The organism is Bdellovibrio bacteriovorus (assembly GCF_002208115.1).
GTDB classification, from domain to species: Bacteria; Bdellovibrionota; Bdellovibrionia; order Bdellovibrionales; family Bdellovibrionaceae; genus Bdellovibrio; species Bdellovibrio bacteriovorus_C.
Window position 1 is genome coordinate 3,173,847 of sequence record NZ_CP020946.1, and the last position, 25,255, is coordinate 3,199,101.

At 50.4% G+C, this 25,255-nt stretch carries 28 protein-coding genes; 4 read left to right on the forward strand and 24 right to left on the reverse strand.

Going from position 1 to position 25,255, the window contains the following annotated elements; genetic code table 11:
- Window positions 1-789 carry a hypothetical protein gene (locus B9G79_RS15220; RefSeq protein WP_232468764.1) on the reverse strand — a complete coding sequence of 263 codons (789 nt, stop codon included), beginning with the start codon at window positions 787-789 and terminating at the stop codon, window positions 1-3.
- Window positions 790-885: 96 nt separating this feature from the next.
- On the opposite strand from B9G79_RS15220, the gene B9G79_RS15225 reads away from it, so the two are divergent.
- The gene (locus B9G79_RS15225) at window positions 886-1,527 is read left to right on the forward strand and encodes a hypothetical protein (RefSeq protein ID WP_088566249.1); all 642 of its coding nucleotides are present in this window, start codon (window positions 886-888) and stop codon (window positions 1,525-1,527) included.
- A gap of 295 nt (window positions 1,528-1,822) precedes the next feature.
- Here B9G79_RS15225 and B9G79_RS15235 read toward each other — a convergent pair whose 3' ends face one another.
- The 7 genes from B9G79_RS15235 to pal all read right to left on the reverse strand — a co-directional run bounded on the left by B9G79_RS15235 (window position 1,823) and on the right by pal (window position 6,486).
- Window positions 1,823-2,509 carry a hypothetical protein gene (locus B9G79_RS15235; protein ID WP_088566251.1) on the reverse strand — a complete coding sequence of 229 codons (687 nt, stop codon included), beginning with the start codon at window positions 2,507-2,509 and terminating at the stop codon, window positions 1,823-1,825.
- A gap of 146 nt (window positions 2,510-2,655) precedes the next feature.
- The gene (gene smpB / locus B9G79_RS15240; protein WP_088566252.1) at window positions 2,656-3,114 is read right to left on the reverse strand and encodes an SsrA-binding protein SmpB; all 459 of its coding nucleotides are present in this window, start codon (window positions 3,112-3,114) and stop codon (window positions 2,656-2,658) included.
- A complete protein-coding gene (gene rsmA, locus B9G79_RS15245; RefSeq protein WP_088566253.1) occupies window positions 3,115-3,939 on the reverse strand; it encodes a 16S rRNA (adenine(1518)-N(6)/adenine(1519)-N(6))-dimethyltransferase RsmA in 825 nt (274 codons plus the stop codon). It lies immediately after the preceding gene.
- Window positions 3,936-4,973 carry a tRNA (adenosine(37)-N6)-threonylcarbamoyltransferase complex transferase subunit TsaD gene (tsaD, locus tag B9G79_RS15250; RefSeq protein ID WP_088566254.1) on the reverse strand — a complete coding sequence of 346 codons (1,038 nt, stop codon included), beginning with the start codon at window positions 4,971-4,973 and terminating at the stop codon, window positions 3,936-3,938. The genes rsmA and tsaD overlap by 4 nt, the downstream gene beginning before the upstream one ends.
- Before the next feature lie 4 nt (window positions 4,974-4,977).
- On the reverse strand, window positions 4,978-5,649 hold the full coding sequence (locus tag B9G79_RS15255; RefSeq protein ID WP_088566255.1) for a tetratricopeptide repeat protein: 672 nt from the start codon (window positions 5,647-5,649) through the stop codon (window positions 4,978-4,980).
- Window positions 5,646-5,957, reverse strand: a complete 312-nt coding sequence (locus tag B9G79_RS15260; protein WP_088566256.1) for a DUF4398 domain-containing protein — start codon at window positions 5,955-5,957, stop codon at window positions 5,646-5,648. Before B9G79_RS15260 ends, B9G79_RS15255 begins: the two co-directional genes overlap by 4 nt.
- A gap of 22 nt (window positions 5,958-5,979) precedes the next feature.
- Entirely contained in the window at window positions 5,980-6,486 is a 507-nt protein-coding gene (gene pal / locus B9G79_RS15265) for a peptidoglycan-associated lipoprotein Pal (RefSeq protein WP_088566257.1), read from the reverse strand.
- Window positions 6,487-6,624: 138 nt separating this feature from the next.
- Between pal and B9G79_RS15270 the strand changes: the two genes are divergently transcribed.
- A complete protein-coding gene (locus tag B9G79_RS15270; RefSeq protein WP_088566258.1) occupies window positions 6,625-9,579 on the forward strand; it encodes a TolB family protein in 2,955 nt (984 codons plus the stop codon).
- 118 nt (window positions 9,580-9,697) lie between these two features.
- Window positions 9,698-10,207: a hypothetical protein gene (locus B9G79_RS15275; protein WP_088566259.1), complete on the forward strand. Its 510-nt coding sequence runs from the start codon at window positions 9,698-9,700 to the stop codon at window positions 10,205-10,207.
- Between the two features lie 48 nt (window positions 10,208-10,255).
- Here the strand turns inward: B9G79_RS15275 and B9G79_RS15280 are convergent, their stop codons facing one another.
- The 4 genes from B9G79_RS15280 to B9G79_RS15295 form a co-directional block, all read right to left on the reverse strand.
- Entirely contained in the window at window positions 10,256-10,645 is a 390-nt protein-coding gene (locus tag B9G79_RS15280) for a hypothetical protein (RefSeq protein WP_088566260.1), read from the reverse strand.
- Window positions 10,646-10,784: 139 nt separating this feature from the next.
- Window positions 10,785-11,585 carry a S1 family peptidase gene (locus B9G79_RS15285; protein ID WP_088566261.1) on the reverse strand — a complete coding sequence of 267 codons (801 nt, stop codon included), beginning with the start codon at window positions 11,583-11,585 and terminating at the stop codon, window positions 10,785-10,787.
- A 108-nt stretch (window positions 11,586-11,693) separates the two neighbouring features.
- Window positions 11,694-11,936: a hypothetical protein gene (locus tag B9G79_RS15290; protein ID WP_088566262.1), complete on the reverse strand. Its 243-nt coding sequence runs from the start codon at window positions 11,934-11,936 to the stop codon at window positions 11,694-11,696.
- Window positions 11,937-12,845, reverse strand: coding sequence for a DUF2802 domain-containing protein (locus B9G79_RS15295; protein ID WP_232468766.1), 909 nt, complete (start codon window positions 12,843-12,845; stop codon window positions 11,937-11,939).
- A 161-nt stretch (window positions 12,846-13,006) separates the two neighbouring features.
- Here B9G79_RS15295 and B9G79_RS15300 point away from each other — a divergent pair, with 161 nt between their 5' ends.
- Window positions 13,007-14,227, forward strand: a complete 1,221-nt coding sequence (locus B9G79_RS15300) for a hypothetical protein (protein ID WP_088566263.1) — start codon at window positions 13,007-13,009, stop codon at window positions 14,225-14,227.
- A gap of 61 nt (window positions 14,228-14,288) precedes the next feature.
- On the opposite strand, the gene B9G79_RS15305 is transcribed toward B9G79_RS15300, so the two are convergent.
- From B9G79_RS15305 to fliS, 12 genes are all read right to left on the reverse strand, one after another.
- Entirely contained in the window at window positions 14,289-15,491 is a 1,203-nt protein-coding gene (locus tag B9G79_RS15305) for a pyridoxal phosphate-dependent aminotransferase (protein WP_088566264.1), read from the reverse strand.
- Between the two features lie 10 nt (window positions 15,492-15,501).
- Entirely contained in the window at window positions 15,502-15,984 is a 483-nt protein-coding gene (gene coaD, locus B9G79_RS15310; protein ID WP_088566265.1) for a pantetheine-phosphate adenylyltransferase, read from the reverse strand.
- The gene (gene rsmD / locus B9G79_RS15315; protein WP_088566266.1) at window positions 15,977-16,576 is read right to left on the reverse strand and encodes a 16S rRNA (guanine(966)-N(2))-methyltransferase RsmD; all 600 of its coding nucleotides are present in this window, start codon (window positions 16,574-16,576) and stop codon (window positions 15,977-15,979) included. The genes coaD and rsmD overlap by 8 nt, the downstream gene beginning before the upstream one ends.
- A gap of 2 nt (window positions 16,577-16,578) precedes the next feature.
- Window positions 16,579-16,926 (reverse strand): response regulator, encoded by a 348-nt coding sequence (locus B9G79_RS15320; protein WP_038451406.1) that lies wholly within the window; start codon window positions 16,924-16,926, stop codon window positions 16,579-16,581.
- Window positions 16,923-18,845, reverse strand: coding sequence for an ATP-binding protein (locus tag B9G79_RS15325; protein ID WP_088566267.1), 1,923 nt, complete (start codon window positions 18,843-18,845; stop codon window positions 16,923-16,925). Before B9G79_RS15325 ends, B9G79_RS15320 begins: the two co-directional genes overlap by 4 nt.
- 34 nt (window positions 18,846-18,879) lie before the next feature.
- Window positions 18,880-19,563, reverse strand: coding sequence for a hypothetical protein (locus tag B9G79_RS15330; RefSeq protein ID WP_011163185.1), 684 nt, complete (start codon window positions 19,561-19,563; stop codon window positions 18,880-18,882).
- Window positions 19,550-20,959: a glycosyltransferase family 9 protein gene (locus B9G79_RS15335; protein ID WP_232468768.1), complete on the reverse strand. Its 1,410-nt coding sequence runs from the start codon at window positions 20,957-20,959 to the stop codon at window positions 19,550-19,552. Before B9G79_RS15335 ends, B9G79_RS15330 begins: the two co-directional genes overlap by 14 nt.
- A 101-nt stretch (window positions 20,960-21,060) precedes the next feature.
- Entirely contained in the window at window positions 21,061-22,569 is a 1,509-nt protein-coding gene (locus B9G79_RS15340; protein ID WP_088566269.1) for a glycosyltransferase family 9 protein, read from the reverse strand.
- A complete protein-coding gene (locus tag B9G79_RS15345) occupies window positions 22,570-23,181 on the reverse strand; it encodes a hypothetical protein (RefSeq protein WP_088566270.1) in 612 nt (203 codons plus the stop codon).
- A 1-nt stretch (window position 23,182) separates the two neighbouring features.
- The gene (locus B9G79_RS15350; RefSeq protein ID WP_088566271.1) at window positions 23,183-24,229 is read right to left on the reverse strand and encodes a tetratricopeptide repeat protein; all 1,047 of its coding nucleotides are present in this window, start codon (window positions 24,227-24,229) and stop codon (window positions 23,183-23,185) included.
- 146 nt (window positions 24,230-24,375) lie between these two features.
- Complete coding sequence (locus B9G79_RS15355) at window positions 24,376-24,801, reverse strand: hypothetical protein (RefSeq protein WP_088566272.1); 426 nt, start codon at window positions 24,799-24,801, stop codon at window positions 24,376-24,378.
- Window positions 24,802-24,824: 23 nt separating this feature from the next.
- A complete protein-coding gene (gene fliS / locus B9G79_RS15360; protein ID WP_011163179.1) occupies window positions 24,825-25,235 on the reverse strand; it encodes a flagellar export chaperone FliS in 411 nt (136 codons plus the stop codon).
- Window positions 25,236-25,255: the final 20 nt, after the last annotated feature.

Here is a 25,255-nt window from a genome sequence, read left to right on the forward strand (position 1 = left end):
TTATTCGCCGGCAGGTCCGAGGATCGTCGGATCCTGCTTGCGGATCGCTTCGTATTCTTTTTCCAGATCCTGCTGCTGTTGTTTCTTTTTTAGCTCGGCTTGTTTTTTCTGATCTGCCAGGGCTTTTTTGTTTTCATCAAAGCGCTTGGTATAGTCGCGATGAAGCTGATTGAACTCGTCCGTCTTTGAGCGGATGTAGTCGTCGAAGTTTTTACGTTTGTCGCGCATGTCGGCTTCGAACTGGTCGCGCTTCTCTTTTTGGTTTTCGTAGAAGTCCTTGCGCTTGGATTCGTGTTCGTCATAGAACTCTTTGCGCTCGTCAGAGGTGGACTTGGTTTTTGCAAAAGCCTTGCGCTTGTCGGCCAGCTCTTTCGTGAATTCATCACGCTCTTTTTTCTGGATCTTGCCGAACTGTTCACGCGCCTTGGTCATGTCTTTATTAAACAGATCGCGCTTCTTGTTCACGATCGAGCTGAACTTGCCGCGAACTTCAGACGGTGTGCGGGATAAATCAGAGACCAGCCCATCCATGAAGGCCTTTTCATCGTTGTCCTTTTTTACGTTGGCCGGGATGTTCTTGCGAAGTTCTTCAAACGCCTCACGGTCGGCCTTCAAAGAGTAATTTTCATCCACCAAAGTGGTTGATTCAGGACCTTCGTTCTGAGCGCGGGATTCGATCGCAGACAGCAGGACGACCAAAGTAAAGAATAGAACCTTGATCAAAGACTTTGGTCTTAATGTATCTTGCAGCTTGGACCCCGCAGTTGCGAAAGCCGGTGATAAACTCATGCTGTCCTCCGTGATTTTGCTTCTTTTTGAGAATAATTGGACTCTACACAAAACACAACCCGCCGATAAGTGGGACATATGTTGTATGGAAGAAGAGTGATCGAACCTCAACGCGTGCCTCAGGGACAGGGTCCCCGCCGCTTCATATTGAATAAAGCCTTCCAGTACAAGTATTGCTGGTACATGATCACGGCCGTTGCGGGCGGCGCTATTTTGTTCCTGCTTCCGGCTTATTACTTCATCAATCAGAACTATGAACTGTTCAAAAGTCTTGCTTACGACACGCACCCCACGCTGGTTCAGCATCTGGAGCGTGAGATCACCTGGCTGCAAGTGTTCCTGGCGGCAAGCTTTGTGTTCCTGACCGGAGTGACTTTGTTCCTGGTGATCCGCATGACGAAAAATCTGCTGTCCCCGCTGGTGGCAATGGAAAAGCACATGCACCAGTTGATGCTGGGTCAGTGGCATATCCCGGACTATCACCTGCCGGAAGAAGACGACTTCCGTGATCTGTCGATGACTTATGACTATTTCTATCGCGCTTTGAAAGCCAACACAGAGACGGAACTGAAGCTTTTGGAAAAGCTCAGCATTGACCCACAAAACCGCGAGGCCTATGCCGCGTGGAAACACCTTTTGTCTGAAAAACGTGCCCGCCTGGGCATCAAAGAGGAATTTATCCTTAACGAGAACGTCGTAGAGATGAACGAATTTGATCAGAAACGTCGCGTTTCATAAAAAAAGCCCTCCGAAGAGGGCTTTTTCAATTTACTTTCCGATGTAAAGACTCCAGGCAAGTCCGAATACCCATAGGCCACCCAGAATCAATCGCAGCGCCCAATTCACTTTAGCAAGTGATGGACTGACACCTTCCGTGCGCAAAAACTGGCAAGTGATTACAAGGAAGATCAACGAATGCCCATACCTGCTGGCATACGAAGGCAGAACCACTCCCATTAACACACCAACTAGTACAACCCAAATCGGAACCTGAACGTTTTGGAGCAACCAAGCTCGAACATTGGAATTCATACTAGAATCCTCCTGGAATTCGATGACCATTGTTCACTACAATCTTCATCTTCTTTTGCATGTTGCCCTCTACAGTAAAGTAGATGCGCGCGCGGTCTGGAGCGAACGTGGAAATGCGTTTATTTGATCCATCATCCTTGCATTCAGGCTTAGTTGAACACTGCACGCCACCCAAGGCACCGCCAATTACGGCACCTCCTGCGGCTCCGGCAGCTCCAACATGAGGTCCTCCACCTGCCCCAATTGCACCACCAATTACGGCACCTTTTTGTGCCCCATCTAAAACGTCATCAATACAGGTAGAGACGCACTTGTCTCTATCGACTACCAAATGTTGATTATTGCGATGGTGCCTATCTGATTGATCCTGAGTAGCAGACTCCTCTTCCACCTCAATATTGATTCCCGACAAAACAGCCTTCAAATTCCGACGGGCAGCGGGGTCTTTTTCCATCAAATAGAACTTCCCAATTGGAATAGCCAAGCCTTCGACGACACCCTTTTCTTCAGTGTTCTCCAAGATCTTTCTATACATAACACCAGCATTGAAAGAGTCGTCCTTTTGCTGAACGTACTTCGAGAGGCTTTCAATCGCACTATACACCTCGGGACTCGCAACTACGTCTGCCTTAGCGAAAACAGGAAGTGCACAAGCTACGAATACAATTTTCAGACAATGGTTTTTCATAAACAGTCTCCTTTGCATCGGTACTAATGCAGAGACGGTGCTAAGAAAATCAGGCCTCAAATCCATTTAAACAGGGAATGACGGCGATAAATCCATTTTTTGAGTTTTTTACAGTCCGATTTATTGGATTTCGGACATTCCGGACACTATCTCGAACGTCGTAGAGATGAACGAATTTGATCAGAAACGTCGCGTTTCTTGATCGCCTCACGCTTGTCGTGGGTCTTTTTACCCTTCACCAAAGCGATCTGCAATTTGGCGCGGCCGTTTTTGAAGTAGATCTTCAGCGGCACACAAGAATAACCCTTTTCACGCAAAGCCTCGAAAATTTCATCAAGCTCACTTCTGTGCATCAGAAGTTTGCGATGTCTTTCAGGAACGTGATTGTTATAACTGGAAGCCTTGTATTCCGCGATGTGCGCGTTTTGCAGATACGCTTCATCCCCTTTGAAAGAGATGTAGGAATCCTTCAACTGAACATCCTTGTTGCGCAGGGATTTCACCTCGCTGCCCATAAGCTGCAGACCCGCCTCGTAGGTTTCCACGATCGTGTAGTCAAAGCGTGCTTTTTTGTTCTCATGAACAATCAGGATGTTTTCGCTCATTTACTCAAATCCAAAATGCTTATACAGGGCCACAAACTGCTTCGGAGAAAGCTCCTCCGCGCGGGCCGTTTCTTTAAAGCCCAGCTCGGCCAACCAGCCGACCAGTTGCTCTTCAGTTAGCTTCTTTTGACTTAAAAGACCAGACAAATTTTTCTTCAAAAGCTTACGTCTTTGCGCGAAGGCACACTTCACAAATGTCAGGAAAGCCTTGCGGTTTTTAACGTCAGACTCAATACGCTCAAAGGACAGCACCCGGCTGGCCACCTTGGGAGGCGGCTGGAAATCCCTTGGCCCCGCATCGGTCACGGTTTCAATCTTCCAGAAAGCCTGTGCAAAGACACTTAAAAGACCGTACAGGTCGCTATCCACGGTTCCGCGAATCTTCTGGGCGACTTCCTTTTGGAACATCAGCACCATGGCTGCCACACCGTCTTCTTCCAATGAACGCTCAATCACGATACTGGAAGAAATCTGATAAGGCAGGTTGCTGACAAAGACCACGCGCTTGCCGGTATAGAACTGCTTCCAGTCCAAGCGAAGGGCGTCTTTTTCGATCACCGTCAGGCCTTTTTCGCGCCAGTAAGCCGCGATGGCAGAATCCAGCTCAATCACCTGCATGGGCAGATTCAGCTCTAACAACAGATCCGTCAAAGCACCTGGGCCGGGGCCCACTTCAACCAGTTCTTCCGGCGCAAAGGCCTTCACCTGATCGATGATGCGATTGATGACCGTGTCGCTGACCAGAAAGTTCTGGCCCAATGATTTTTTCGCGGCAATGCCCATGGCCTCTTGCGCGCGCTGCAGACGTTCGCGTGAATAACTCATTTAAAATCCGATGCAAGAGCTTGAGGGGACGGTCCCAGATCCAAAGCCGACACTTCACCGCGAGCCATACGCAAAGCGCCGACGTAACCAATCATCGCGGCGTTATCAGTGCAGTAACGCAGAGGTGGAATCACCAAAGTATAACCTTTTTTATCGGCCCATTCCTGAGCCCGCTGACGAAGACGTGAATTCGCACTGACCCCGCCAGTCAGAATCACACGTTTGGAGCGGAAGACTTTCGCCGCCCGATCCAGTTTCGCGATCAGGACATCCACGATGGCTTCCTGGAACGAGGCGCACAGATCCGGCAGACGCTCCTGCACAAGTTCTGGTCCCAGTTGTTCAATCATGCGCTGGCCGGAAGATTTTAGTCCCGAGAAGCTCATGTCGAAAGTGTCATCATGGATCATGCTGCGGGGGAATTCGAACGCCTGCGGATTTCCCGTCTTGGCCATTTGATCGACGCGCACGCCACCCGGGAATCCCAGGCCTGCCATCTTTGCAAATTTATCGAAACACTCCCCGGCCGCATCATCCTTGGTAGCACCCAAGATACGATAATCGCCCAGTCCTTTAATTTGATACAAACTTGTGTGCCCACCGCTGATCGCCAAACCCACATACGGGTATCCGAAATCTTCCGGTGGAGCATATTTATCATCGCGCAAGAAAGGCGCCAGCAGATGCCCTTCAAGGTGATTCACACCCAAAAACGGCAGATGTTTTGCCTGCGACAGGGATTTCGCTGTCACCAGCCCCACGATCAAAGCGCCGATCAAACCCGGACGATTGGTGACGGCAATTCCCTGCACGTCAGACCAATTCATGTTGGCTTTCTTGAAGGCTTCTTCGATCAGTGGAATGAGGGCGATGGAATGGTTGCGGGCGGCTATTTCAGGAACGATGCCACCATAGATTTCGTGATCCAGATCCTGAGAGGCCGCCACCACAGAGTGAACCCAACCGGTACGATCAACGATCGCGACGGAGGTGTCATCACAGCTGGTTTCAATGGCGAGAACTCTTTCAATCACAGTATTACTTTTTTAAACCCTTCAAACGGATCTTAGCACGACGAGCCTCTTCTGACTTCGGAAACTTGCTGACCACCTCGTCATAGAAGGTTTTTGCCTCGTCTTTCATGCCCAATTCCTGGAAGGACACCCCGATTTTATAGGTCGCATCGGCAAACTTAGGACCTTTCGGGTTTTCATCACGGTACTTTTGATAGTTCAGGATGGACTGTTTCCAGTCTTTCTTGGCAAAAAAGTCCTGAGCCGCTTCAAAAGCGTCCCTTTTAGCCTGTTTTGCGGATTTTTCGGCCTGAGCCGCGGCTTTTTCAGCGCGCAGGGCATTTACTTCCGCGTTCAGCGCATAGATTTGTTTTTCCATGGTTGTGAGGGCTTCTTGCATTATAGCCACTTTGCCGCTCAGATCCTGGTTCTGCTGCTGAGAGTTTCTCAGGGCGTTTTCCACACCTGAGTGGCTGGAACCCAGCTTGTTTTCAACCACATCCACGCGGCCGTTCAGCTCACGCATTTGCTCTTCAAGGTCGGCCACACGGCCGGACGCATCCGCATTGGTCTTTTGCAAAGTCACAACCTGTTGCTGCATCACCTGGCGCTGTTCATTTTCACGAACATCGGTGCGGGTTTTCAAACAGCCCGTCAGCAAAGTCGCGGCGGCGACAACAAGAATGATCAACTTCATAAGACATCTCCAGTTTTTTGACGAATCAGACGGGCCGAGTTCTCAGCTTTTTCAGCTGCCATACGGGCACGGATGAATTGTTCTTTGGCTTTGCCGTAATCACGGTCTTCGAAATAGATGCGGCCTTTACGATAGGCTTCTTCCGCCTGATGCCAGTATCCGGGAGAATGGCGGGCCGCTTGAACAGAACGAGCCGCATCCAGTGCGGCTCGAGCTAAGGAATAGTCATCCAGGGGAACAGGCGCAGTCTGACAGCTGACGATCACCGTGAAAAGTAAAACTCCGATGAAAAGTCTCTGTATGTTCACTCTGCGCCTTTCTTAGGTGATCTTACTGAGCAGGTACGAAGTTCGCACGGCGGTTTTTCGCCCATGCAGCTTCAGTATCGCCAGTCTCAAGTGGTTTTTCTTTACCGTAGCTGATAGTGCTCAAACGGTCAGCCGCGATACCCAAAGATACCATGTAAGCTTTAACCGCGTTGGCACGTCTTTCACCCAAAGCCACGTTGTACTCGATAGTACCACGATTATCACAGTGACCTTCGATTTGTACGCGAACAGAAGGATTTGCCTTCATCCACTCGACGTTAGTCGCGATATCTTTTTTGGAAGAAGCATCCAGGCTGGATTTGTCATAACCGAAGTGAACAGTTACCAAACCAGAAATCTTGCCGGAATCAGAACCCATTGGATCAAAATTCAGCGGAGTGGAGTCAATCGCTGTAGACTGACCGCCAGTAGGCAAAGTCTCAATAGACTGATCAGACTGAGTTTGTTTTCCTTTACAACCTGCTACGAATGCGATGGCAACAAGACCTAGAGCCAATTTACGAACCATGATGTCCTCCTATGAACTTTGAGTCGTTATTATAACTTATAACACTAAAAACTTTAATTTATAGCAGCTCATTGTCAAACCTTAGATTTCCTAAATTGATGTTGCGTTGCTGTACAGCCGGACCACGAGCAAAGATTTATGCAAAAATACTCCGCAGTTTACAGCTTGGCGTCTCTATTTCTGACAATTTTACTTTCAGTGTCCCAAGCCAAGGCACAGCTTGAAGTGCCTCCGCAGCTAAAATGGAAAACTCTCAAGACCGCCCACTTCGAAGTCATTTTTAATGCCGAGCAGCAGGACCTAGGCTATCTGTATGCGGAAAAATTAGAGAAAGCCTATTCAGAACTTCGCTCTTACTTTCATTCCCGACCTGACAAAACAATCGTCATTATCAACGACAAAACCGATGTCACAAATGGATACGCCACAAGAATCCCATATCCACACATCATGGCCTACCCCGTGCTCCCCGGCCCCGAAGAAAGTCTTTCTGATACAGGCGACTGGGCGTTTGAGCTTTTGGCCCACGAATACACCCACATCCTGACGTTCGAACCCGCCAACGGGATCATGAAACCTCTGCGCGCGGTTTTTGGAACCATCATCGCGCCGAACATTCTGATGCCCCAGTGGTGGAAAGAGGGCGTGGCCGTCGAAATGGAAACCCGCCTGTCCGATCACGGCCGCTTGCGCTCGCACTATCAGGACGCCACCGTTCGGGCGATGGTCGACGCCAAAACCCTGCGTGATTTTGATATCGCCGAAGCCAATGAAAACATCTACACCTGGCCTCAAGGAGCAAGACCTTATCTTTTTGGCTCTTTAATGTGGAGTCAGATGATCGCAGACAAAGGCACCAAAGTTGTCGGCGAACTGCATGAACGCCAGGGCGGCCGGGTTCCGTACTTTATTGAAACCCCGGCTCGGGACTATTTGGGGGCCAGCTACAGCTCTGAATACGACAGCATGATGAAAGAAACCGAACTGCGCGCCCTGGAGCAGCTAAAAACCCTGCGCGAAATTTCTCCGACTGCCACGATCACCCCACAAAACAACTTCCAATCGGTCAGTGCACCGGCGATTTCACCTGACGGAAAACATCTGGCCCTGATCACCGAAGATGACGGCAACTCCCGCGCGGTGAAAATCCTGACCAAAGAAAAAGACGGTCAAAGCTTCCTGGATTCGCGCATGACCGACACCATCGAACGCTTCAATGAAAGCTTTATCCCGGCCACCCAAAAAGACGGCCCACCAACCGGAAGCATTCAGCGCATTAGCTGGTTCCCGGATTCCAAACGCCTGATTTACGACAAGATCGACTACACCAATCGCATTCAAAGATATTCCGACCTGTTCGTGTATGAGCTTGGCGAAAGAAAAGCCAAGGCCCTGACCAAGGGACTTCGTGGACGTGAACCTGCCGTGTCCCCGTCCGGCAACCAGGTGGTGTTCGTTAAACTCGATGGCAATCGCACTCACCTGGGGCTGATTCATCTGGCAACAGAAAACAATCCCCCGGCAGAACTGCTTTTCTCGCCCCCTATGCAACAGCGGGTGTCCTATCCGACATTCCTTGATGAAGACACGATCGTGTTTTCCCTGCGCACCGAAGACGGCCGCGAAAATCTGCACCGCTATTCCATCTCCTCCAAAACTTCCGAAGCCGTGCTGACGGACTATCCCAACGCCCGCTTTGCGCGAAAAACGACGGAAGGCGTGATCTTTGCTTCGGCCAAAAACGGCGTGCCGAATCTTTATTTGTCAGACGTGGAATTTAAAAACGTCCGCCCGATTTCTCACACGCTGACGGCTCTGTTCACCGCAGACATGGATCCTTTGAATAAAGAAATCTTCGCCACCGAGATGACCTCCCAAGGTTTGCGTGTTTCGGCGATCAAGCCCGATGAATGGCAAAAAACACCGAACACTCTGCCTCAGGTCAGTTCTTTGATGGGCGATCGTTACGCTAAAGCCGAACGCAATCCCCAGGCTGAAGAAGAAGCCAGGAATGCCGTGAAAGCTTCCGAGCTTGATGACTATTCTCCGTATGGTTATCTGCTGCCGCGGTATTGGATGCCGTTTATCTCGGGGTCTTCCAGCGAAACCGGTCTGGTGATCGAAGCGCAGACCTCGGGCTTTGATCCACTGAAAAAACATATGTATGAAATTGCCGCGTCCTGGGATACCGGCATCAACAAAGGCAGCATCCTTGGAAGTTACATCAACCAGACAACCCCATGGCCGTTTGCGGTTTTAAGTTATAAGCGCAGTTATTATCTGGGAACGGTGTCGAACGAAATTGAGGACTTTGGCGCACAACTGTCCGTCCTTCCTGACACGCACTGGGCCTCGATCTATTCAAACCTGCAAGTGGGCTGGCAATATCTGGAAAGAACCACCCTGACGACTGAAGTGAAGCGCACGGGGCCTTATGCGTATTTGAGCTATGCGAACTATTCCCAGTCCGGCGCGCAGATTTCGCCTGAATCCGGGGGCGGAGCTTACTTGGGAGCTTACAACTATATCGCGCAGGAAGGTTACCTGAACCATTCGCAGTTCTTAGCGGGTGGTGAAATCTATCTTTCCCGCTTCTTGCCGAAACACCATGCGATCATGCTAAGACTGAACGGCGTGTACACTCCGGAAAAGGTGTCGCCGATTTACGGGGTTTCCACCGAATCCATGGTCTTTATCCCCAACAGCCCCCTGCCTCAGTATATTTTGCGTGGCTACAAACGCGGGCAGTTGTTTGGCCGAAATCTGGTGACCGTCAATGCCGAGTACCGCCTGCCGCTGAAGGATCTATATCGCGGCTCGGGCACGGATGCCCTGTTCTTGCGCCGCCTATCTGCCGCCGTGGTGGGTGATGCCGCTGCTGCCGAGGGCCGCTTCGTGAACGACGTGGATCTGGTTTATGAAGTTACCAGCATGAACAAGCCCTATTACAGCGCCGGAGTCGAAGCCAAACTGGAAACCACTTTGGGTTACGTGATCCCGGTGAATGTGGTCCTTGGTTACTATGTCGCCTTCCAAGCGCCGAAGGGACCCGAGGGCGTTCTGGCGACGGCATTGCAAATAACGGGGTTCTAGACCCTGTTATTGCGGTGAGCCAAACCGCTCCATCTTGACAAAGACACAGCCCCTCGAAATTATTGAGAATATCGACAACTAGCGGCGAGGATGCTGCGCTGTCATTTTGGGGGGATTCATGGAAAAAATCAGCTGGATTAAAGAACTTGTGAAGGCTGAACAACAGATGGAAGAGTCCGGTCTTGTGGACATGAGTTTCGGCTTTGATGCTGAAAAGATTCTGATCAACGAGACGATTCAGTTCCTGCTGGCTATGAAAACTGAGTTCGTGGATGCATCCACATCCTTCAACGAACTGAAACCTTCGGCTCTGGGCCGTATCAAAATCTACGGCATCGCCAAAACCCACGCCGACTTCATGCTTTTCCGTAACGGCTTTAAGATGATCTTCTCTTTGAAAGCTCCGGGCCAGATCAGCATTCGTTTTAACTTTATCGGAACCAACTACATCCCGACTCCGGGCGCGGAAGCGACTCAAACGGCGACCAACGTGATGGACGAACACATCATCGAAGCCAAATGGGGTGCCTTCGGCGAAGTCATCTGGACATACCAGAACCAGCCGGCAAAGCTGGAATACATGGTTCGCCACTATCTGACTCTCTTCATCAAAGAGAGCTCCAAATAAGAAAGGCCCCGGAAGGGGCCTGTTTCTTTTTCTGAATGTGAAATTGAATTAGCGAATCGCCGCCACACCCAGAGTGTGATCATGGCGAATTTCAATGCGCACTTTACCGGCGCCCGCATTCACCTGCTCTTGAATTCCAGAAAGATGCTGAACACAAGTTTCCATGTTTTCAACCGGACTGGAAAGCTGGGTCGACATCATCGAACCCTTCAAAAACACCATCAGCTTCGTGTCCCCAAAACCCTGATGGCACTTCAGACTGAAGCTCTGACCACCGCCGGTGTTAAAGCGAAGGAAAGATCCACCGTTCAGTTTAGAGGTGGTCATTTCCATCTTGTCGGCAGAAACCGGAACCTCCAGGGCGGATTCAATCTGCGCCTGAGCCGTGACTGCACCTGCCAACACTGTCAGAACCAAAAGGGATTTCGCGAACTTCATAGTCTTCTCTCCATAAGGGTTTTAATTTACAGATCCCTATGGTGCAGTTCCCGTTCCCGGTTTTGCCGGGGTCCCGTTCAACCAATGCGTTTCCAGCACTGTTCCACGGGCGTTCCGGCATCAAAATGAGTCTCAGCGATTAAAACTTAGACAACTCTACGATCGCATCTTGAATGAATGTCTGGTGAGCATCCACGCGAGTGAATACTGAGAACAGCATACACTTGGGAGTCAATAGACCTGGCAAAGAGTCTCCACGACTTGCCACGCCCCACACATGCAGACGGCCGTTGATTTCAAGGTAAGCCGGGCCACCGGAGTCACCACTGCAGATGCCTTTGCGCAAGGACTGACCCAGCATCACTTCGGTTCTGGAGAAGTTGATATCGTCGATGGAAAGCTTTGTTGTGCGCAGAGTGCCCGCACCTTTGCTCATCACGATTGTCCAGTTCAAGCCATAACCGGCAACGATGGTCTTAACGTCATTATTCAGGTGACCTTGTTCAAACAAGATTGGCGCCACCGTGTAACCCGCTGGAGCTTCGCCTTCAAAACGCAGAACCGCGATGTCGTTGGTGTCTTTGGTTTGAACCGCACCCGTGTAACCGTCATGCACAACCTGACCGGTCACGCGGCGGATTTGTTCTTTGCTGGCTTTCTTCATTTCAGAAGTAAAGTAGATCGCCAGATCTTTCGCGTTTGGATCCACACAGTGAGCCGCTGTCAGAACCAGATTTTTTGCAATCAAAGTTCCAGAGCAGATGTAACCGATTTTGGATTCATAGATGCCCACGGTGCTGCGACCGATGTTGCTGGCAGCTTCAACCTTGTCACCACCTACGATAGCTGTGTTATCAGCTACGGTCAGATTCGGGGAATTCTGTGGCGCACAAGCAGCCATCAGGAAAAGGGAAGAAACCAATAGTAATGCTTTGTTCATAAAGCCTCCGTTTGTATGGGCGGAGGTTTATTACACACAGACTGGATACTCCAGCGTATTGGTTGACACTTTTGTGGGGTTTTTGTCTGAAAGGGTGGATTTACCTAATTACACAACCCGCTGAAACTTGGGGCTGGAGGGCGAAAACACCTGAAATCTCAGGGGATTGATACTGAGGACCTGCAAGGAAATAGGGTCGTTCTTTTTAAAACTGCTGCCCGTGTGATTAAAGATAAGAAGCAGCTCCCCTTGAAAGTTACACAGAACTTCGGTGGGGGATGTGACCTCTTCCACCTGGGCGCGCAGGATCTGGCCTTTCTCCAAAGATTTAAGAAAGGCCCCGGATGCCATTTAGTCCAAGTCCTTCGCCAGATCAATGCGGCGGAACTGAACCGGACGGATCTCTGGCTCACCGATATGCAGGACCGGTCTTTTCTTTTCCACCGGAGCCGCGGTCGGCGCCGCCGGAGTCGGCTTTTCGCTCAAGAAAGTTTGCGCGATATTCTGGGTCACGTTGAACAAGGCAGATACGTTGTTCGCCGTCTGCTGAGCAGCTTCTTCTTCAGCCTTCACTTCATTGCAGGCGGCTTTAAAGGCATCACCCAGTTTTTTCAGTGCTTCCTGATCGGCTTTGGGGACTTCGAAAGCGGTGCTGATTTCGATAGGGATTTCTCTTTGCAGCGGGGTCATAAAGCTGATGTTATCCACGTCGCTCAAGTCGGATTGAGTGGATTCCTCCATCTCTTCGTTGGCCCATTCTGGCAGGCTGTCTTCGCAGAACATCAACTGATCGCGATTCACTTTGGCGATGAATTCAATTTCACCGCGGGACAGATCCACTTCACGGGCGATTTCATCCACGGATGAACCCTGATGGGCCATGCGCGCGGCTTTCACATATTTAACTGTGTTCTGGCGTTCAATGATTTCAGTGTGAGGAATGCGATCCTGGAAGATCTTGGCCACTTCCATGCTCTTTTGCATGTTCTGTTCGATCTTGCCGATTTGTTTGTCAGCGGCCTGAATCTTGGCCTGGATGTCTTTTACTTTTTGCTCCAGCAGCGCGGTCAGCTGATTGACTTGGGTTTCCGTGCGATCGGAAAGGTCTTCCAAAACGGCGATCTTGGATTGCAGCAACTGCAAACCTTTGCTCAGTCTTGGATCGTCTTTAGGAGGTCGGTTCAAGCGCACCCACATACCCACAACGCCCGCCAACAAAATCAAATTCACAAGTACTTGAAGCAAGACCCAAAAGCTCACCCATGGCCTCCCCGGCTATTCTGTTATTTATTTTAGACTGGCCAAGGTCCGTCTCACAATGAGACCAAGGTCCTAAATGTATCAAAGCAGGACCTAGACCCTAACTCGCTTTGGGACAGAAAAACCGGTGTGTTATTATGCAACAAAGGGGAGTGTGGATTATGTCGTTGAAAAAATGGCAAGGGGCGCGTTGGGCCTCTGTGTTGCTGGTGTTGGCTTTGAGTGCCTGTGGACCTGTAAAATTTTCTGCCCCTTCCAACGACGATGTCGGTACGGATGGAAAAACTCCCGATCCGGTTCCAACTCCGGGCGCCACCCTTCGCGATGTTCACTACAACAACACCGTTCAAGCCTCTGACAATAAGCTTGATATCATTCTGGTGATCGACGATTCCAACTCCATGCTTCCGGACAACCGCAAACTGGCGGCGAATCTTTCAGCCTTCATCACTAAACTGCAAAGCTCTAACATTGACTGGCAGATGTGTGCGACAGTGACCCGTGCGCTTCCTGTGACGGCAACGGATTCCGCTTGGGGTGCTTCCATCTACTGGCAGAAAAACGCCACGGCCTCCACTTCCCTGGGCATGGTGCTTAAAAAATCCAGCAACGTGGATTTGAACGCGGTCTTTGCCCACACTATTGAATATATCGGCGCCGGTTACAAAAACTCTGACGACGAGCGTGCGATCAAAGCCGCTTATCACCACGTTTATAACGGTGACTATCACTACAATCCAAACAACGGCTGCTACCGAGCAGATGCCGGGATCGCCTATATCATTATCTCTGACGAAGACGAGCGCAGCATCGGTGGCGATGCTTCACAGCAGGTTTACGCGGGTGAATTGAAAGCTCTTGAAAACGAAGACAAGCCACAAGTGTTTGTCGACTATGTTCGCTCCACTTTCGGGGCTACTCAGCGTTTCACGGTGAATTCCATCATCGTAAAACCGGGTGATTCTTCCTGCAAGGCATCCCAGGACGCTGGCGGCGCGAAAAGCCATTACGGCTTTAAGTACGCGGAACTGTCCCAGCTGACTGGTGGTGGGATCGGCAGTATCTGTGACAGTGACTATTCCACGAACTTGAATCTGTTCATTGATAAGATCAAAGACTCTTTAAGCTCTGTGCCTTTGGAGTGCACTCCGGTGGGTACTGTGAATGTGACCATCACACCAAGTATCGGGACTGTTGAATCCCGCGTGGAAGGTCAAAGCATCGTCTTTAGCACAGCGGTTCCTGCAGGCCGCACCATCGACATCACTTATAAGTGTGCCGATGACAGCCGCAGCCCAAGCTCTGTAGGCGGCAAAGTGACCCCGCTGAAAGAAGAAGGCTTCTTAAGCCGAATGCTGAGCTTCTTCCGTAACTTGTTCTAATCCGCGATAATAAATGAAAATAAAAAAGGCCTTGAGCGATCAAGGCCTTTTCTTTTTAGTCTTAAACAAGCTGGCTGACCAGATCTTTCATGCGGGCCACTCCCCGCTTCATGGTCTCTTCTGAAACCGCAAAGCTCAAACGCATGAACCCTTCGGTTCCGCATTCAGCCCCCGGCACGGTCGCCACAAAGAATTTTTCCAGCAGCACATCACAGAAGTCTTTTGAAGTTCGGATCACGCGGTCTTGATGGGACTTACCCAGGTGCGCACGGATGTCGACCCAGAAATAGAAAGCCCCTTGCGGTTCCGCGGTTTTAAAACCCGGCACGGTTTCAAGCTCTTTCAAACCTGAATTCTTGCGGGCCACGAGTTTATCCACGACACCTTTGATGTCCGCTTCTGAAGTCTTGATCGCCGCCAGCAGGGCATGCTGGGAAATACTGGAAGGAGACCCCGTGCTTTGACTTTGATAGTCCGCCATCGCCGTGATCAGGCGCTCAGGACCCGAAGCCCAGCCAATGCGCCAGCCGGTCATGGAATAAGCCTTAGAGCCCCCATTCACCAGCACCGTGCGATCCTTCAGATCCGGAGCCACCGTCAAAATGTGCGGCGCCACCTTACTGCCATCAAAGACCAGGCGGTTATAAATGTCGTCAGAAATAATCACCACATGCGGATGTTTGCGCAAAACTTCAGCCAGGGCCTTTAGTTCATCCGCAGAATACTGCAAGCCCGTCGGATTGCTTGGCGAACAGAACAGGAAGCCTTTGGTTTTGGCGTTGATCGCCGCTTCCAGTTTTTCCGGCGTGATCTTGAAGTTTTCCATTTCTCCGCATTCAACGATGTGGGGCACACCGTCCGCCAGCTCCACCATCGCGGGATAACTGACCCAGTAAGGCGTCGCAATCACCACCTCATCCCCCGGCGAGCAGATCATCTGCAGCGCCGAAAAGATGATGTACTTCGCACCGGAAGCCACCGTGATTTCTTTCGGGGAATATTCAAACCCCAGTTCGGACTTCAATTTTTCTGAAATGGATTTTCTAAGCTCCACCGTGCCGTTGGCCGGTGTGTATTTGGTGATGCCTTTTTGAATAGCCTCAATACCTGCGTCGGAAGCCCCCTTGAAAGTGGGCCAATCGGGCTCTCCAACAGTCAGGGAGATCACATCGTGCCCCTGGGCCGCCAGCTCTTTGGCCTTTGCCACCAGAAACAGAGTTGGAGAAGGCTTCAGATTTTGCGCTCGTTTGGAAAGCTGGATCAAGATTCGCTCCTTACTTTCTGATTTTTTTCTCCATCGCTTCGACCACCACGTCCGGAACCAGGCCTTTCAAGGCGCCACCGTTGATGGCAACCTCTTTCACCCCGCGCGAAGAAATATAATAGAACTCGGGGCTGGCAAAGACCAAAAGGGTTTCAAAGTCCGGCGCCAACTTGCGATTCATGTTCGCCATGGTCATCTCGTACTCGAAATCCGAAACCGCACGCAAGCCCCGTACGATCACCTGGGCTTTGGCTTTTTTCATGTACTCCACCGTCAGGCCGCCAAAGATATCGACTTTGACGTTTTTCAGATGGGACAAGGCTTTTTCGATCAAAGTCTTTCGTTCTTCAACAGAAAACATGCTTTGCTTCTGTGAAGATTGTGCAACCAAAACGATGACTTCGTCATACAAAGGGGAAATACGGTTGATGATATCCACATGCCCCATTGTGATGGGGTCAAAGCTTCCTGGGTAAACGGCAATTTTACTCATGTTGTTCCTCTTCGGGTGCCGGTTCTTCATCCTGCTCCAAAGCACTTTCGTGGCAGAACAGACTTAGGATTTTATCGCCATATTCTTTTTTGCTGTAACGAACCACACAGCCGTAACGGTCTTCCATGCGTTCTTTGGCCTGGGATTCAATCGCCAGCAGGGTCGTTTTGCCAAACGCTGCACTGGTGCTGGCGGCTTCCATCACGAAGTGGGCCATCTTTTCTGTGAACGGAGGATCGGCAAAGATAATATTGAACGGTTCGCCCTCATAGGATTTCAAATAAGCGATCACGTCCATATTGACGATCTTGTAATCCGAAGCCGGCACACGCAGCTTTTCAAAATTCTTGCGCGTGATGACCAGGGACTTGGGGTTCTTTTCAACGAAGGTGCAGAACTCCGCCCCGCGGGACAAAGCCTCAATACCCAGATTGCCGGTGCCGCAGAACAAATCCACCACACGGGCGCCGTCGATATCAAATTGCAATTTATTGAACAGGGTTTCTTTCACCCGGTCCGTTGTGGGGCGGATGTGGTCGGCATCAAATGCCACCAACTGGTGTCCACGATATTTCCCCGCAATAATTCTCATGACTACAAATCCTCTGCCATTTTCACAACGGCAAAAATATCTTCAAAAGGCTTCGGCACAAAAAGATTCGCACCCATCTGCTGAGCGGTTTCCATGTTGTGTTCACCGGCGAAAGCCGACATCAAAATCACCTTGGCTTTGGATTGATCGCGCATTTCCTTCAAAACTTCAGGACCGGTACGACCCGGCATCAGCACGTCCAAAAACACCAGATCGGGATTTGAAGTCTGCCACAGTTGCAGGCCTTCATTGCCGTCACCGGCCTCCAGCACGTCATGACCCTTGCCTTTCAAGGCACGGCTCAAAGAGCGGCGGACCAGAGCTTCATCATCAACAATTAAAATCTTCAAGGCGCATTCCTTTGCGGAAGCACGATCGTGAAACAAGACCCGTGGGGATCCACGTTTCGGAATTCGATGGTGCCTCCGAATTTTTCAATGACTGACTTAGACATACTTAACCCAAGACCCGTACCAAGTCCCTCTTTTTTTGTCGTAAAGAAGGGTTCAAAGATGCGGCGGCGGATCTCTTCCGGAATGCCCGGTCCGGTGTCCTCAATCTCCAGCACGACCGAGCCATTCACCAAACTGGTGCGCAAGCTCAAGCGGCCCGGATCTTTCATGGCCTGACAGGCATTGTTAATCAGATTAAAGACCACCTGTTGCAGCAAATGCGGCTCCACATAAACCGTGGAGCCCAAAGTTTGTAAATCCACCTCCAGGCGGTGGGTGCGCAACGCCGACTTCAACATCGGCAAAGTGCGCTCAACGACCTCGTCCACACTGATATATTCAGATGGCTGGTCTTCCCCTTTCGAAAAATCGAGCAGGTTTTTAATAATGCGCTGAGACCTGGCCGTGGCCTTTTCAATCTCAACCAGATCAGAATGCAGATTGCTGCCCTCTTCGGCTTCCTGCAGCAGCACTTGGGACAACGAACGAAGCCCCGTCAGAGGATTGTTCAGCTCATGGGCGATGTTTCCGGCCAGTAAACCAATGGCTCCCATTTTTTCACTTTGCAACATGCGCAGGTAAAGTTCGCGGGACTGCGTGATATCCACATACTGGTTCACAATATTCGTGGGCCGACTGCCCTGATCCAAAAGCACCGGATAGCTGTGCACCTGATAAATACGCCCATCCACTTGGATCTGCCCTGCGGCCGGAGCGCCTTCTTTCAAAGCCTGCGGCACCGGGCAGCCTTCACAAGCAGCCTTGCGATGGGCAAAACTTTCGTAACATTTGTGGTGCATGAAACGATCGCTGAATTTGCGATTGGCGCGAACCACATTGTAATCGATGTCCACAATCGCGATAGGATCGCGCATGCCATCGAAGGTTTTCTCCCAGCGATAAGAGAAAATGGAAAGCTGGTTTTCCAAAAGAACACGGTCCAAGGCCATACTTAGCGGACGAACCCGGTCATTCATGAAATCCATGAACGGGCCCATCTCTTTGTCGTTCAGCGAGTTTTCAATGCACAAAATCGCTTCACCTTCACCGCTGGTCAGGTGACTGGTCATGCGCAGTTCAAAAGGCACAACATAGGCTTTAACAAACGGACGGCCAAAGTGATTGGCAAACGAGCGAATCAGCTCAGCACTGGGCACCTGCGCGGTCTTGGGAAATTCAAAATAACTTGAGGATTCGGTCTGAGTGAAATGCCCGGATTGAAAGCTTAAAAAGAAGGTTTTGGATCCGCCCAAGCGAAAGGACAAAATCGGGTCCCCCATCTTATGGAACTTGCGCAGTTCCTTGCGCAGAATCGCCAGGATGTCTTCAAACGAGGTCTGCGTCGCCAGATCCTTGATGAAACGAATCAACTGACGTTCCCGGGTCAGCTTTTCGCTTTCCTCGTGGTGGGACATTTCAATGTACTGGGTGCGCTCTTCGACCATGCCCTCCAGGGAATGGGTCAGGGCTTCAAGCTGTTTATTCTGGTGCGAGGATTCTTTCAGCAGCAAAGAACGGGACAGGAACATCGCGTGCTTTTGCAAAGCGTTTTCAAGCTGTTCCCAAATCTCATGCTCCGTCAAAGGCCAGCGCATGAAGCGATACACCTGGGCTTTGTTGATGCCTTCGCGGACTTCCTGTTCGTTAAGCTCTTCTGCGATCAAAATACGCGGAGCCATCGGCTGCAACAGGCGGGCTTGGTACAGGAACTCCAACGCATCGGAGTTGCCAACTTCCTGGACTAAGATCGAGGAAAAGCGCTGATTCTGCAAAAGCAAAAGGGCCTCAGCAATAGAGGCCCTGAAAATGATCTCCACTTCCCGCTTTTGAAACGGGAAAAAGTGCGGAAGTCTAATTGGCGATACGTTTCCGACCCATAGAATGGGATCGAGCTTGTTCGGAATCGAACTGATTTCCTGTGTATTCGCCATTAAGTGATTTCTCCAACACCTTCAGGTGGTCCAGCCACATCTGAAGAACATTGTTTAAATCATACTCCAGGACATCCGCTAAAAGAACAAAATCCTTATTTTCCAGAGCGCGCAAAGCCTCAAGAACTGTTCTTTTGCTCTCAGCTTCGGTTTTGCCCCAGTCCAGAGGCGTGGCGCCAAAGAACTGATCCCCCATGGTTTCTTTGATCGTCATGGCACTGTCGATCAGGAACTCACAATTGTGAACCAGATCGTGAATGGATTTTAAAAGACCGCTCAACCCCTGAGCACGCATGCGCTTGGCCAGGTTTTCGGTCTGTTGAATCAGTTCCGGCATCGCCTCAATCCAGCCGCGCAAAACAATGCCCGTCAGATCGCGGCTGTTTTCAGTCAGGTACTCCAAGGTTTCAATCTGTTCCAAGGTCACCGTTGAAAAACGCGCCTCATCGGCTTCAGCCACTTCCAGACCGTTGACGATGTAGCGGCAAACAACCTGGTTGGTATGGCGCAAGTCCGATTCGATATCGCTGAACACACGCGCTAAGGGAATATTCTCATTATAGAAATTGCGAAGATCGTCTCCGCTGACTTTAAACCGCTCCATTGCCTGCCTCTTCCTTGAGTGCCTCATGCGGAATGTATACATGAAGGTAGCGTTTGAATCGCTCATGCACATTCAATGTTGCGGTACGGATTTCCTCGAGCGAGCCGGGTGCAATGCGGATTCTTTCCGCGTGATACCAGCTTACTAGAGGACTCAATTCCGGAACCATTCGGCTAATGTTGTTGATAACTTCTTCGGCGCTGTCCAGAAAAGGAGCCACCTTGGCCACCCCCAACTCGGGAATCAACGCCAACTGCTCCATAGCAAAAGTATTGATATCATTCAGCTTCATCGCCCCCTGCAGGATCTCCATGCGGTCGGCGATCGGGAAATTGCCGCCCATATAAAGGGCTTCCACCAACTGCCACTGGAAGCTTTCAGCGGGTGCCTCTTCGCGAGCATAGCTCACAAGGCCACCCGTTCTGACGATCAGTCCTTCGCGCACCTGACCATCCAAAAGATCCCCCAGCACCGAACCCAGGTCCTCGCCCACCACTTCGGCTTCGCTTTCGCGGCGATAGATAAAGGACAGACTTGCCTTCGGACCGGTCTCCCAGAAATTCACCGGCCCCACACTGACATTTAAAGTCGGTGTGTCCGTCAAAGAGGCAATATGAATAGGCGCACTGTCGCAACCCACCAGCACTTCGGCTTTTTTGATGATCGCAGGCAGTTCTGAAACCTGCGTACGCCCCGCCAGATTCACAAAAGTCATATCCGGCACCTGAGATTCAATCTGCAGCGCCAGTGGAGCTTCGGCAGCGGAACCAATCAGCACCACCGGAAGATGCGCATATCTGAGCGAAGTGACTTTCAAAGCACGCACCCACGTGTCCGGGGTCAAAGCTTTTTGAGGATCACTGGCTCCGACATGCAAAACCAGATAGCGCTCTGGCAAAGTCACAGACGTTTCCTGATAAGTCGATATGCTCCAGTCCTCTTCCGTGTACTGCACATCCACCATCGAAGCCAGTATGTCAGCCACGTGAACACGATTGGGCTTATCAAGTCCCACCTGGGCATAGAAGTAAGCACTGACGTCATCAGCAAAACACAAACTGCCGTCGGCATTACGGGTGTACCCGTTCACCACGGTCTTCGCGTCAGACAACGCGTGGGTCAGATAGCTGGAAAATGGTGAGAATGTGAAATTGATGATGCGGTCGAATTGTTCGGACTTCAAAGTCGTCACGAATTCATCCATGTGCTGGAGGGACGCTTCCAGATCCGGCTCGGCCTGAATCAGCGGCGTCAGAATATGACTTGAAGGCAGTGACCAATGGCGATCCACCGCCTGCAACCCTTCAAGGGCGCTTTCAAAGCGCGGACGAGTCAGAATATGAATCTCTGCCGTGGGATAAGTACGACGCAGGCCCTGCAAAACAGGCCAGGTCATATAAATATCGCCGAGCCTAGCGAGTTGCAGGATGAGTATTTTCATTTTTAATCTGTTCCTTGACGAGTTCTTTCAACAACTGAACTTTTTCAGCTTCCTTGCTATAACTTTGCGTCTTCAAGATCTCGCTGTAGGCTTTTTCCAGTCTCTTCAAAGCCACTGATAGATAGTTGTCCAATTCCTTTTGCATAGTACGCTCCTTCCATGGAGAGAGATTGCAAATGACGAGTCAATGTTTCACGAATTGCCAGAAGCTCGGCTTGATCTTCCAGGTCCGCCTGCACACGATCCAGAATCTGGGTCGCCTGAGAATAGCGGGCCAACAGGGATTCCACGAACCCCTGGAAGTAACCGGCCTCATCTTTTTTACTTTTAATAATATCCTGAGCCACTAATATCAGTTCCGCCACATCCGAGGCTGAAACCGTCTTGCGGCTGGCCAGAACTTCCCGCGAAGGCAGGGCTGCGATAATGCGTCTTTGCCACGCCAGATAAATTTGCGTCTTTTCCTGATAACCGGCCAAAGCCTGCACCAGGTTCTTTTCCGGATGAGAATCCAAAAGCTGCTTCAGAGCCGCGACATAGGCCGGCTCTGCATCGCGAGAGGCTTTATCCAGATAAAGCTTCCAAGTCGCCCGCTCCAAAGAGCCTGCGGTGTTTTCAATGTTTTTGGATTCACCACTGAGTTCATCCCAGACTTCACCAAACACCCGTTCCACTGTGATGTCTTCAGTCAGGATTCGTGCGTTTTCAGAAAATGCACCGGTTTTCACCGCATCGCTGGTGCCCAAAACCAGTTCCACCAACGGAACCCCCATCTGGGCCGCCAGATGCTTGATACTCGTGTCGCCCGTGACCAGCAAAGCACAGTCTTGCAGATGCTTGCGAGCCTCGGAAAGATCACAGATCAAAAGGTCTCGTTCAGAAAATGCAGTTAACAAAGTCTCACGTTCAAACGGAGCCCCCAGGATCTGAACCTTGTAATCAACAAGGGCCATTTCAATGGTTCGCTTCAGTTGAACGAAATTATCCAGACCCCAGTTCTTCGCAGTCTGACTGGTCAGGCACTGGAACAGAATGGATTTGCTTTTCTTGCGAACCCCTGCCGCCTGAGGGCGAACCGGAAGATCAAAGGAACTCCCCAAAAGCTCCACATAATGGAACAAAGACTTTTGAGTCCCTGAAAAGCGATCGTTAAAGTACTTAATCCAGCGGTTGTCCATGCCACGGAAGCGGCCATCTTGCTGATGCAGACCGCGCTTTTCGGGAATCTCCAACGCCCCCAACAGATAAGCACTGAGTTTATTATGCGTAAAATTATAAGCCAGATCATAGCGCTCGCCATTCAGCGACTGCACCAGTTCCTCCAGCAGGGAATAGGAATAAAGAATGTTAAAGCCGCTCTCGCCCAAGCCCCGTTGCAATGTTTCCCGGTCAAAATGGATGTACTTATCCACCACACCGTGAAGGATGCGTTCGACATTTGCAAACTGACGGTTCATCAGCAGATGAATCTCGGCGGTGGGATGTTTTTCCCGCAATCCGCGCAGCAAGGGTTCCTGCTGGATGATGTCACCAAGCCTCAGAAGAGAGACAACCAGAATCTTCATTTATTTCACCAATTCACCGAGCACGCGGAAAATTTGTTTATTAGTTTCAGGCATTGCAGAGGCCTCAATCACCGGAATCACGTCATTGATGGACAACAACTGATTTGGCTTCAGGTAAAGGGCCTTCATATTGATCCCGAACTCTTCGAAATGATAGCGAACGGATTCCACCGAACGACCGGTTAGGTGCGCAAAACATTCAGTAAAGAACTGAGCCTGCGCGCCCCAGCATTCGTGGAAGGAAAGAACGAAAGAGCGATGATTCAGCACTTCCTGGAAAAGTTCCGACTTGAACAGATCCTGAGCCGTTTGCACCACACGAATCTCGACGCGGTCCTCAAGATCCGGAAACTGGGAGCGGAACACCGGAATTAGGGATTCGCGGGATTCAATCACCGTGATACGCACATCAGGATCCACATCCGCCAGAGCCGCCACATGGAATCCGGCACCAAGGCCCACGACGACAACATGCTCAGCCGGCAGAACTCCCAGGGAATAAGCCCACTTCAAACCTTCACCGCGCGGATCGCGCAAAGAAGCCAGGGCCTGACCCTCTTCAAAAGCAACCAAAGATGATTCGTGATTTTCAGAGAATGTGATCATAGGCATTTTAAGCAACCTTCTGTGATGCAATGATTTTCTTTTTAAGACTTCTGACTTCCGCGTGATCTGGATTCCAAAGAAGAACACGTTCAATTTCCAGCATCGCCTGATCCACCTGACCGGCACTGCACAGCAGGTTGATCAAAACCAGGGACATGTCTTCGTCTTCTTCCACACTTGCAAGATAACCCTGAAGAGCTTCGATGGCTTTTTGTAACTTACCATCACGCAAACCCCAGTTTGCCGCCAGATGAACGGCTGTACGGTTTTGTGGATTGATATCGATTGCCGTTTCAATATTGGCCCAGGCCAGCTCCATATCACCGAACTGACTGTGTACCATGGCAAGACCAACCCAGGCTTTGTCATTCTCCGGATTGATTTCAACGGCTTTACGGAAGCAATAAAGGGACTTGTCATAGTCACCGCGCTGAACTTCCAAAGTACCAAAATTCACCAGCAGCACATCGGACTGCGGGTTCATGGTGTAGGCTTTATTATAGTATTCTTCCGCTCCGTCGAAGTCGCCCTGACGCACGAAAATGTTACCCATGTTTTTGTAGGTCTCAAACAAAGTGCCGGTTTCATCCGTCAGAACCGCCAAAGCTTCAAAATACTTGTCCAAAGCTTCCTGATCGCGACCGGACTTATATAAAGACGTGGCATAACCGTGCAGGCTTTCAAAGCCATAGTCCACTTGTGCCAGAGTCTTTCTGACGATCAAAGCCTCGGAGCTGCGGGACATCTTGTCCAGGCAGTTTGCGAGCATGTTCAACGTTGCTGGGTTCTTGGAATCTTTATTACTGGCTTCGCGCAACAGATTCATCGCCAAAGGGTATTCGCGATGTTTCATCAACACTTGGGCATGACGGATGAAGTTGGCTACACGAGGGTCCGTGATTCTTTCTTCTTTGACTTCCGGCACTTCCGCGTCGAAATCGGCAATAGCCTGTTGCGGATCAAAATAAATTTTAGTGGATTCCTGAACGAACTCAGGACCTGAATGGTCACCGGAAATTTCACTGGACTTTTGAACGATCTGATTTTCCAACATCTGTTGTGCTCTCCTCGCGAAGACTTGATGGAGCAACACAGATGCCAATGGGTCGTTTGTGATTTAATTGAATCTGAGGCAAGTTCAGCCAGTTGTTTGACTCTTTGGCCAAACTCGCCGTCATGTTTTTGTCAGGAAAATTTTTCCTAGACCTCTTCATCCAGACGCTGATTGAAGGTCTTGGTCTTGTAACCACCCACAGCCTTGCGGTTGCGGCGAACCTCCTGCAGTTCACGGATAATGGAGTTCTTGGCCATTTCAATGCAAGCCAACACCTGAATATCCTGCTCGATAATGCGGGCAACATATTCATCCTTGATGGACAAAGCCTCTTTCACCTCGCGGCGTTCGTTTTCGGCGATCACACTTTCAGCCCCGATTTCGGAGTGAGCCTTTTCAATCTGGGCATCCACGTATTTCAGGACATCCAGAATGCGGTCGCGGGTCTGATAGAAGTACTCCAGATTGTCAAACTGCCCTTGGGCGAAGTTTGCCAGTTCCACTTCATTCAGTGCATAGAACTTTTCGAGGTAATGATTCTTTTCGTTCAACAAGGTGATAATTCTGGTCATGTCCCCTCCACAGTGACTCATTCTTAGCCCGCTTTTTTGTCTGGTGAATTATTGGTTTCCTGCTTCAACTTTTCCACAGCCTGAACCCAGCCATCATACAGCGTGTTCAGAAGTTTCAAGTTTTCCTTCAATGGCTCAGGACTGCCTGTGATATTGGCTTTGGTGTACTGCTCCATCATGAACATATAAAGCTGTTCAAGCTGGTTCGCGACATCGCCACCGACTTTGTGATCCAGAGTGTTGTTAAGTTCCATAATGATATCGAAAGCGCGCCCGATATTCATACCGCGGTCCGCGATCTTCTTTTCCTCAGCGGCCTTGATCGCCAGCTTCGTGAATTTAATGGCACCTTCGTACAGCATCAGCAGGATTTTTTCGCGGCTGGCGCTTTGTACCGAAGTCGTTTTGTACTTCTGATATGCATTTTTATTCATAGACCCCTCACTCCATCCTT